Below are 9147 nucleotides of genomic sequence, written 5' to 3'. Positions count from 1 at the left end.
TGAAGGGCAACCACATAGGGTTGCCCCTACGTTGTGCTTGCAAATTTAATTATCTGGAAAACTATATCTTCATAGCTGCCATCCCTTGACGGCCACTGAGTGCTTCTTCAAGTTTAAACTGTCGGGTGACTTTTAAGTCTTTTCAAAGTTTCAAGGCATTTTCTACCCGACAATCAAACCTTGAAATAACACTGAGCTATGTTTTTTTTAATAATTTTCAACTTTTTTATAATTGCGGGTATCCGCCATGTACAATACTTACAAAATCAATAGGTGAAAAAATGATTCTAATGACAAACGTAATATACCCACCGGAAAGTGCAAAAGAAATTGCAAGGCGTTATCTAACAGCACCGGTATTGCCGGATTTTCTTGTTAAAAGAGGTCCATATATATCTGCTGATCTTAAAAATGGTATTAACTCCATTACTTTTTACGAACTTGATAATGCAAGGCTTGCAGAAGGCATACAGGTGCTGGGAGACAATATGGCTGTTTATATCGGTGTCCCTGGCTATCGCTATGATATTAAACCATATTATGAACTTGAAGAAGGTCTAAAAATGATCGGCATGTGATTTGCTATTAGTCATTTCCTCAAAGTCGGCAACTATAAACTTTTGAACCTTGTCAATACTGTCTGAATCAGGATGCCCAGGATTAACAGGATAAGGCAGGATGATATAACCTGCACATTCTTTTCATTCCGGATATCCTTATCCTGGTTCAGGCATTCCGATATCCTTATCCTGGTTCAGACAAAAATCGTAACTGCCGAAAAGCCATCAAGATGTCGAACAGGAGGGTATTATATGCTAAACTCTAATGACCAAAATCAGCGACCACCAACGATCATGAAAATAAGTGCTATTTTCATGACAAATTTTCTTTTAAATTGTACCTGCCATCCAATGAGTAACTACCACCCAATGGGTACCTTCAACCCAATGAATACCTGCAACTCAATGAATACCTGCAACTCAATGAGTGCCTTCAACCCAATGAGTACCTACAACTCAATGAGTACCTGCAACTCAATGAGTACCTTCAACCCCTTGAGATGCGCAGATCGCATTTTCTTTGTATTCCCATTATCCTGTTTTCTTTTTTTCCTCTTTTTTTATCCCTTTATTTTACCCGGGGCACCTCATGCAAAAGAGTTTGAGCTTGTTGAACAGACAGTATTGACAATGGGCTCCTGGCGGACAGATGATATCCCCCAGATGCGTTATATCCTGGATATGTTTGAGAAGAGCCATCCTGGCATAAGAGTTGTTTTTGACCCAACACCTGCATCGGAATATGATGCTGTGCTTGAAGCCCAGTTAAAAGCCGGTACTGCACCGGATATATTTTATCTGCGCTCCTTTAATATTTCACATCAGCTTTTTGAAAAAGGTTATCTTGCTCCCTTAGACGATCTGCCCGGCATTAAAGAGAATTTCAATCACAACATGCTTATACCCTGGATGTCCAAGGAAAATGTTATATATGGTGTGCCTTTTATTGCCACTGCCCATGGCATCTATTACAACAAATCAATTTTTAGAAAACTCAACCTCTCCCTGCCAAACACATGGGAAGAGCTTCTGAAACAAGCCTCAGTTATAAAAAAGGCTGGATATATCCCTTTTGCCAATGCCGCCGGTGATGAATGGACAATCAATGAAATTGTTCTGTTCAATATTCTTCCCAACTTCATTGGAGGACACCCGGGAAGAATGGCCTATCTGAAAGGAGAGCGATGTTTCAATGATCCCCATATGGTTTCAGCTTTTAAAGCACTTGAAGATCTATCAATTTTCTTACCGCCAAACCATACACTGCTTAAATACAGCGACAGCCTTCACCTTTTTATTCAAGGACGAGCGGCAATGTGGATGGGCGGCTCCTGGGACATTCCTTTTATTGAGTTTGAAGCCCCCTTTTTTGAGTGGGATATCTTTGTTCCCCCAGCCCCTGAAGGTCACTCAAGACACATGACGTTTCATCTTGATGCAGGTGTGGGGCTAAATAGTGATTCTCATCAGAAAGAAGCTGCAATGGAGTTTCTTTCATGGCTGGCCATGCCTGAATCCGGACTCATGTTAGCCAACCAGCTTCCAGGTTTTTTCCCCATGCACAAGCAGACAGAAAATGTAAATATAAAAGCAGCAACAGCCAATACCGGAGTTGGGATTTCTTTAAATAAGGTTGAGAAAGATACCCAAAATCAAAAGGAAAAAACACAAAACAGAAAAAGAAAAATGGAGGCGTTAAAGAAGACTGATAATAGTTTGATCCACAATAATACAATTGTGAATCTCCATGCCAATTCTTTCAATCGCTTCAGAATTAAATATCCCACTGATATCCGTTTTGCATGGGAAAAGCTAAGAGATGGCATTCCCGATGGTTATCAGTTGATAAATGAGGCTGCTGTCAATGTGCTCAATGGAAAATGGTCGCCTGAAAGAGGGGCAGATTATGTTCAGGATGGCCTTTCAATCTGGTTTGAACCTGCCAAGAAATGCACGAAATAGAAAGAGACAATCTCATATGAATAATTTGTTAAACAAACTTCTGTTTAATAAAATACGTCATAAAATCATAGTTGCCACATTGATAATCTGTTTTCTCATGATCGGGGCTGGCTTATCAGCAATAGGTTATGTGAAAGAGATCTCGAGCCAGGTCAACGAGCTGACTAACAACCTCTCCCTTCAGATGACCCTTACAAGAGATATTGCAGCCAGAACCGTTCTTGCAAGGGTACATGCAAATACTTATATTACAGGTTTTACACAACAGAGTCTGAATCAATTTATCAGGAATCACAGGGAGCTGAACCAGATAATAGAAAAACTTGCACCTCTTATTGACAATCCTGAAAGAAGCTCTTTTCTAAATACCATCCAGACATCTGTTGACACTTATGAAAGGGAATTTGCCCGTGTGGTCAAACTTATTCGTTTGAGGCAGAAGAGCATTGCCAATGAAATTGAGCCTAACCGATATATAATTGACAATAAACTCAGCTCTCTTAGGATAGCAATTGCCGAAAAGCAAAATTTACAACAGTTCCTTGCCTTTGGTAATGTTCAGATGGCATCCATGCAGATGCAGAACCATACTGTTCTGTTCCTTCAAAATGGCAATGAACGTCATGCAGTCCTTTTCCGCAAGGCATTTAATACTGCCCAAAAGGATTTGTCAGCCCTGATATCTGCTTTTGGTGCATTTTCTTCCGAGCAAAAAGATGCGGTTGATACTCAAATTGCCGTAGCAGCCTTCTCACAGGGATTTGAAGCTGTCCACGAAGCCTCAACCTCTTTAAATCTTATTTTGAAAACCACATTTAATGATCTTGAAGAAAAAATAACTGACTCTGTGAATAAAAGTGTTGCCGGCATTGAGTCCGAATATAAAGTACATAACGAGACTTCAAGGGAGTTGCTGAAAAAGACTTGGAGACTTCTTTTCAGTGCCATTGCCTGTTCCCTTTCTATAGGTATCATCATAAGTTTTTTCATATCATCAAAGATCACAGAACCAATACTTCTTTTAATGAACTCTTCCCGCAATATTGCTGACAATGATCTTAATGAACTTGCAGAACAGCTTACTGCCCTTTCCAAGGGAGACTTAAGGCCAGATTTTCATATTTCCACGTCACCTTTAAAGATAAATCAGGAAGATGAAGTGGGAAAAATGGCAAGGGCCTTTGATGATATAATAGTAAAGCTTAACCACACAGAAAAGGCATTTGCCCATATGAAGCGGTATCTCAGAAGCATGGCAGCAACTGCTTCATCTGTTGCACGCGGAGATCTCTCTCTATTGCCTGCTGTGGCATCTCCCCATGATGAGTTGGGCAATTCCATAGCTGAAATGGTTAAAAATCTCAGGAGATCTGACACTGAAATCCGCCAGTATCAAAATCATCTGCAAGAGCTTGTGGATAAAAGAACCCAGGAGCTTAAGGAGAGTAATGCCAGGCTTCAGGTCATAAACAGTGAACTTGAAAAGGAAATTGAAGAACGTAAAGAGGCAGAAGAAGCTTTAAGAAAAAGCCGGCAGGAGCTGGATGAAAAAAAGAAACTTGATGCAGTAATGGAAACAGCAGGTGCTGTATGCCATGAGCTGAACCAGCCTCTTCAGATTATTTCAGGCTGCTGTGAGCTGCTTTCTGAAAATAGTACATTTGATCCCAAAATACAGCGTAAAATTGATATGATTGTTAAACAGGTTGATAGAATGACAAACATAAATCGCAATTTGATGAATATCACAAGTTACAAAACAAAATCATATCTCACATCCACCATAATAGATATTAATGAATCCTCTAAAAAATCTCAAGAGTCGTAACTCCTCCTGGTAAGCACTGTATAGGGAACGATCAAGAGAATTTATAATTTTTTAAAAAAAAGGTGCATGTTTCATTCTCCGGTTTACACTTTCCTGATGCAGAGTCCCATTTTTCGGGAAGCTTGCCTAAAAGGTGTAAAGTACTTTTGATGATATATGAAGCATCCCAAAAAAGGTATTGAATGCTTTATAATACAATGTTTTATGCGGCTCTTGCAGTTATGTGTGTGGGTTTTATGATCTGTTTTGCCCGCTGGTTTTTTATTGAATTGGGATATTCAGTTCAAGGTTACTCATTTTTTGAGAAAATCTTTTCGATGGCAAAAGTCAAATTGAGATTTTTTGCAAGTTTTTCAGGGCTTGTCTCAATTTTGAAAGTCATTATTGTCGAAGTTTTGCTTCAAAAAAGACTTTTTCTGTTATCTCCCCTTAGATGGGGATTTCACATGCTGATTTTCTACGGCTTTACACTCCTTGTTCTTTTTCATGTTTTTGATCAATCAATTGCACTTCTTGTTTTTCCCGATTATCTTTCCACATTAAATCCGTGGATGTTTTTAAGAAATCTGATGGGCTTTTTTGTATTTGCAGGTGTGACAGCAACCATTGTCAGAAAAATAAAAGAGAAACAGCCACTGCCGGTTGGGGAGATGCCCGGGGCAAATCATAAAAACGGAATATGTTTTCCCGGTACAGGATCTCTCTTTTCTTATGGCAGCTTATCCATATCTGATATCATGCTTCCCTGTCTAATTCTTATGATAGTTCTTTCCGGTTTTTTTCTTGAAGCCACATTGATTATCTCCCGAAGCGTGTATGAAGAAATGGTGATGGATTATTCAGACCTTGATTATACAAATCCTGATGATGAAGAGGATCTTTCAGCTCTATCCTTTTACTGGGAAAAGGAGTATGGAGTTATCCTGTCATATCATGAAAATTATACAGAGACTTTCAATGCAAAAAATTTTGATGGGAACTTTGGAGAAGAGCTACGGGAGAGAGGTGCTGAACTTAATGAGCAATATTGCATAGATTGTCATAGCCGCCCTGTAAATGCATTTATTTCATATCCAGTTTCAAAGCTTATTGCTCATGGAGCTTTCCTGCTTGACAGCATTAGAGCGGATGTGTGGTTATGGTATATTCATGTGTTAAGCTCTTTTCTTTTCATGGCTCTTGTTCCGTTTTCAAGATTTTTGCATCTGTTATCAACTCCATTAAGCCTTGCCATGAACAGAAGCGGGATGGATTTTTCAAAGAAAAAACCAACCATAAACAGAAGTAAAATAGATTTTTCACAAAAAAAACCCGCCATAAACAGAAGCGAAACGGATTTTTTGCAAAAAATATCAGAACCTGCATTGTCATTGAAAAGGTCTTTGGAGCTTGATGCATGTGTGCAGTGCAGCGCATGTTCAGATGTATGCAGTGTTGCTCCCATTTTTCGTACCACCGACAACCCTGATATATTCCCATCAGAAAAAATGCGTTCAATTAAAAATTTTCTGATATCGGCTCAAAAGCCATCTCATGTCAATAGATCTAAAAAATTTTCAGGTGCTGCAATAGTGCTGAGATTTTTTCATGGAGCCACGCTGCAAAAATTTTTCCATGGTGATGCATTTAATAAAACACTTCATGACGCTGCATTAAGACTCACAAAGGGCAGTTATATATGTACAGACTGCTTTCGCTGTAATGAAGTATGCCCCGCTGGCATTGACCTGAAAGGCATATGGGAATCCTCCAGAAAGCGCCTTGATATTGCAGGTTTTTTTCCGCCACATAAAAGTGTAAACATGAAAAACACCATGGAATGGGCAGAACAGTATAAAAAGGATTGTGGCACCAAGGCATTAAGAAAAGATAAGAGGACTTTTTACAAAATACCTTCTGATCCAGGTTTTTTCTCAAATTGCGTTCAATGCTCCATATGCTCCAATGTTTGTCCTGTTGTGGAGATCTCCCGCAGCCACTCCCACGATCCGGGACTGAGCCCCCAGCAGGTAATGAATCTTTTGAGGCTGGAATTACGGGATGTTGCCATGTTTTCAAGCATGGTATGGAACTGTACAACATGCTACATGTGTCAGGAACACTGCCCCCAGGGAATAGAGGTGGCTGATATATTGTATAACCTCAGAAACCTGGCATCTAACTATCTTGGAAAGGAGTAGTGTATGAGATTTGCCTTTTTCAAGGGGTGCAAAATACCCCACTACCTGCCTGAATACGGGTTATCCATGGCAAATATCCTTAAGACCCTTGGAGTTGAACTTGTGGAGCTTCCCTTTACCTGTTGCGGTCATCAAATAAGGGATTACAGTTTTATTTCGTTTATCCATGCTGCTGCATGGAACCTGGCAATTGCCGAAAAAGAAGATCTCAGAATTGTCACCCCATGCAAATGTTGTTTTGGAAATCTTAAGCATGCCCACCATCACCTCAAATCATCTCCAAGCCTGAAAAAAGAGATAAATGATATCCTTAAAAAAGACAACATGGAGTGGAAGGGAACCCATGCCCCAAAGCACCTTTTAACTGTTCTTTATCACGATCTTGGAGCCGGATTTATCAAAAATCATGTAACCTATCCATTGACAGGCTTATCAGTTGCTGCCCATTATGGATGTCATGCCCTGAGACCAAAAAAGATAACGCAATTTGACAATCCCCTTGCTCCGGTTATTTTTGAAGAGCTAATAGAGATTACCGGTGCCACAACTGTGGATTGGGACAGGCGCCTTGAGTGTTGCGGAAACCCAATTCTTGCCAGAAACCGTGAGCTTTCCATTGAACTTATGAAAAACAAACTTGCAGATGCTGGAAAATCATCAGCAGATATAGTATGCACAGCATGTACTTATTGCCAGATACAGTTTGATCATGTCAGAAATGAAGAGAAGTTGCCCATCTCTTCAGAATATCCACAGGCTTTACTTTATACAACCCTTCTTGCCCGTGCTATGGGTTTTAAGCATTGATAGTATTTCCAGATTAATGGGCGTACTCTTTTGGCATTGATGGACTGAGTGTGCCGGACAATATTCTCTTCATAGATCAACAGTTTTTGGTGGTGTCCCAAATATGTTGATGAGCTCTTCACAAACCTTGATTCCGCAGGGCTTTCACAAAAAGATATCAACACTTTTATGACACTACCCAGTTTTTAAGGTGTGATAATACGAGATTCATCGACAAAAAGTCAAGTTGGCGATAGTGAGCCCGTTTGTCTTTTTTTTGTATGGATTAAAGATACGCTTTAAACGTATAGATGGTGCTGAATTGGGAGAATTATTAATATTCTCCGGCTCCCCACACTCTTCCAGTATTTTCTCAAAAGTTGACAGATCTACTTTGAGCTGAGAAGCAAGGATGTTGATGTCACTGAACAGTAGTGCTTCAAATTCATGTACGGCAATGAAGGGTATAAAACGATCATCAGCACCATGATCAGCAAATTTTGACAGCACTTCTTTTTTGGTAGCACGATTCATTGCATCGGCAATGGTTTTGGGAGAAGTGCATTGACGTGCTTCATTCAGTCCAGGCCAATCCTTTTTGATCCCATAATAATCGACAAACATGGAGACAAAGGTGTCCTTTCGCTGTTTCAGGTGAATTGCAATATCTTTCTCCACCCTGGAAAATCGAATATCTCCACCTTTATGTCCTGGTTTACCGACCAATTGCCCCCTTATGAAGATATTTTTTGCTGCCATGTATGGTGTTAATATCTCATCAATAAAGCGTTTTTCCGTATGACCTTCAGCAATAATCATTATTTCAATATAGTCACTCATGAACAGGGCCTCCGGCTATAGCCTCCGGGGATTACATCCTTTATCCAGAGCTCTCCCACAGAATATTCTTCAAGCCATACATTGAAATCTTTTTCGTCAAGGCGTTTAAATATGGATGCACCATTCTTGCGGTTTACTGTGATGACATCTTCAATTCCAAAATGATCAATCAAGGCGGGTGACTGGGTGGAGATAATCACCTGGGTTCTTCTGGAAGCATCCTCGATGAGTTCGGCAAGAATCGCCAGTGCTCCAGGATGAAGACCCAGTTCAGGTTCATCGATGATAATTGTGGTAGGTGGTTCCGGTTGAAGCAGTGCAGCCGCAAGACAGACAAATCGGATTGACCCATCAGACAGAAGGGTTGGTCTCATGGGGTAATCTTGCAGACCTTTCTGTCGCCAGTTCAATCGTAATTTCTCATTGTCGTTGGGTTCCAGAATAAAGTCATCAAAAAAAGGAATTACCAGACGAAGGGCATTGATCATCTCATTGTATGCATCAATATTGCTCTTTTTTACATTCAATAGGAATGGAGCAATGTTTGAACCATCCATGAACAGTTTGGCTCCATGAGCCTGATCATTATAGCGACGCATCCCAGCCTCTTTGCTGGTGTCATGGAAGTGATAGATTTTCCAGGATGTGATAGCGTTGTAGGTGTAGCATGATGCATTGTGTTCTGTGTTCATCACGGAACCATGTCTATCATTCAGCAGCTCAGGATTGAAATTACCACTTCCAAGATCTTTTGTTGCATTATATGGATAGTAATGCCGTTTTTCATTGTTGATGAGAAAGAATCCATCTTCAGTCGCTGCCAATTCAAAATCATATCCATTTTGACCAAAGCACATCTTTACTTCAATGTGGGGTGTAAGTTTGGGACCACCAAAAAGATATGTGTCTGCATTTCCCGCAATGAACTCTTTCAGGCCATCAGTTTTCATCATGGCGGAGATCATTCTGAAAAATTCAATAAAATTACTTT

At 40.1% G+C, this 9147-nt stretch carries 7 protein-coding genes; 5 read left to right on the top strand and 2 right to left on the bottom strand.

The annotated features are described in order from the left end of the window. Positions 1-281: 281 nt before the first annotated feature. The 5 genes from MTBBW1_RS06650 (at position 282) to MTBBW1_RS06630 (ending at position 7337) form a co-directional block, all read left to right on the top strand. Positions 282-578: a hypothetical protein gene (locus MTBBW1_RS06650; protein WP_080800916.1), complete on the top strand. Its 297-nt coding sequence runs from the start codon at positions 282-284 to the stop codon at positions 576-578. 234 nt (positions 579-812) lie between these two features. Continuing rightward, on the top strand, positions 813-2522 hold the full coding sequence (locus MTBBW1_RS06645; RefSeq protein WP_186441121.1) for an ABC transporter substrate-binding protein: 1710 nt from the start codon (positions 813-815) through the stop codon (positions 2520-2522). Between the two features lie 16 nt (positions 2523-2538). Then, complete coding sequence (locus MTBBW1_RS06640; protein ID WP_186441120.1) at positions 2539-4350, top strand: HAMP domain-containing protein; 1812 nt, start codon at positions 2539-2541, stop codon at positions 4348-4350. Positions 4351-4532: 182 nt separating this feature from the next. Next, positions 4533-6530 (top strand): 4Fe-4S dicluster domain-containing protein, encoded by a 1998-nt coding sequence (locus MTBBW1_RS06635; protein WP_080800905.1) that lies wholly within the window; start codon positions 4533-4535, stop codon positions 6528-6530. A 3-nt stretch (positions 6531-6533) separates the two neighbouring features. Continuing rightward, positions 6534-7337, top strand: a complete 804-nt coding sequence (locus tag MTBBW1_RS06630; protein ID WP_080800902.1) for a CoB--CoM heterodisulfide reductase iron-sulfur subunit B family protein — start codon at positions 6534-6536, stop codon at positions 7335-7337. Between the two features lie 207 nt (positions 7338-7544). On the opposite strand, the gene MTBBW1_RS06625 is transcribed toward MTBBW1_RS06630, so the two are convergent. Both MTBBW1_RS06625 and MTBBW1_RS06620 read right to left on the bottom strand, forming a co-directional pair. Further along, positions 7545-8156 (bottom strand): DUF4276 family protein, encoded by a 612-nt coding sequence (locus MTBBW1_RS06625; protein ID WP_080800899.1) that lies wholly within the window; start codon positions 8154-8156, stop codon positions 7545-7547. Beyond that, on the bottom strand, positions 8153-9147 hold a 995-nt coding region (locus MTBBW1_RS06620; protein ID WP_222424001.1), incomplete at its 5' end, for an AAA family ATPase. The genes MTBBW1_RS06620 and MTBBW1_RS06625, both read right to left, overlap by 4 nt.

The sequence above is a fragment of the Desulfamplus magnetovallimortis genome (assembly GCF_900170035.1).
GTDB lineage: Bacteria > Desulfobacterota > Desulfobacteria > Desulfobacterales > Desulfobacteraceae > Desulfamplus > Desulfamplus magnetovallimortis.
The sequence above is the reverse complement of the archived record's forward strand: the minus strand, read 5'-3'. Positions and strand labels throughout refer to the sequence as shown.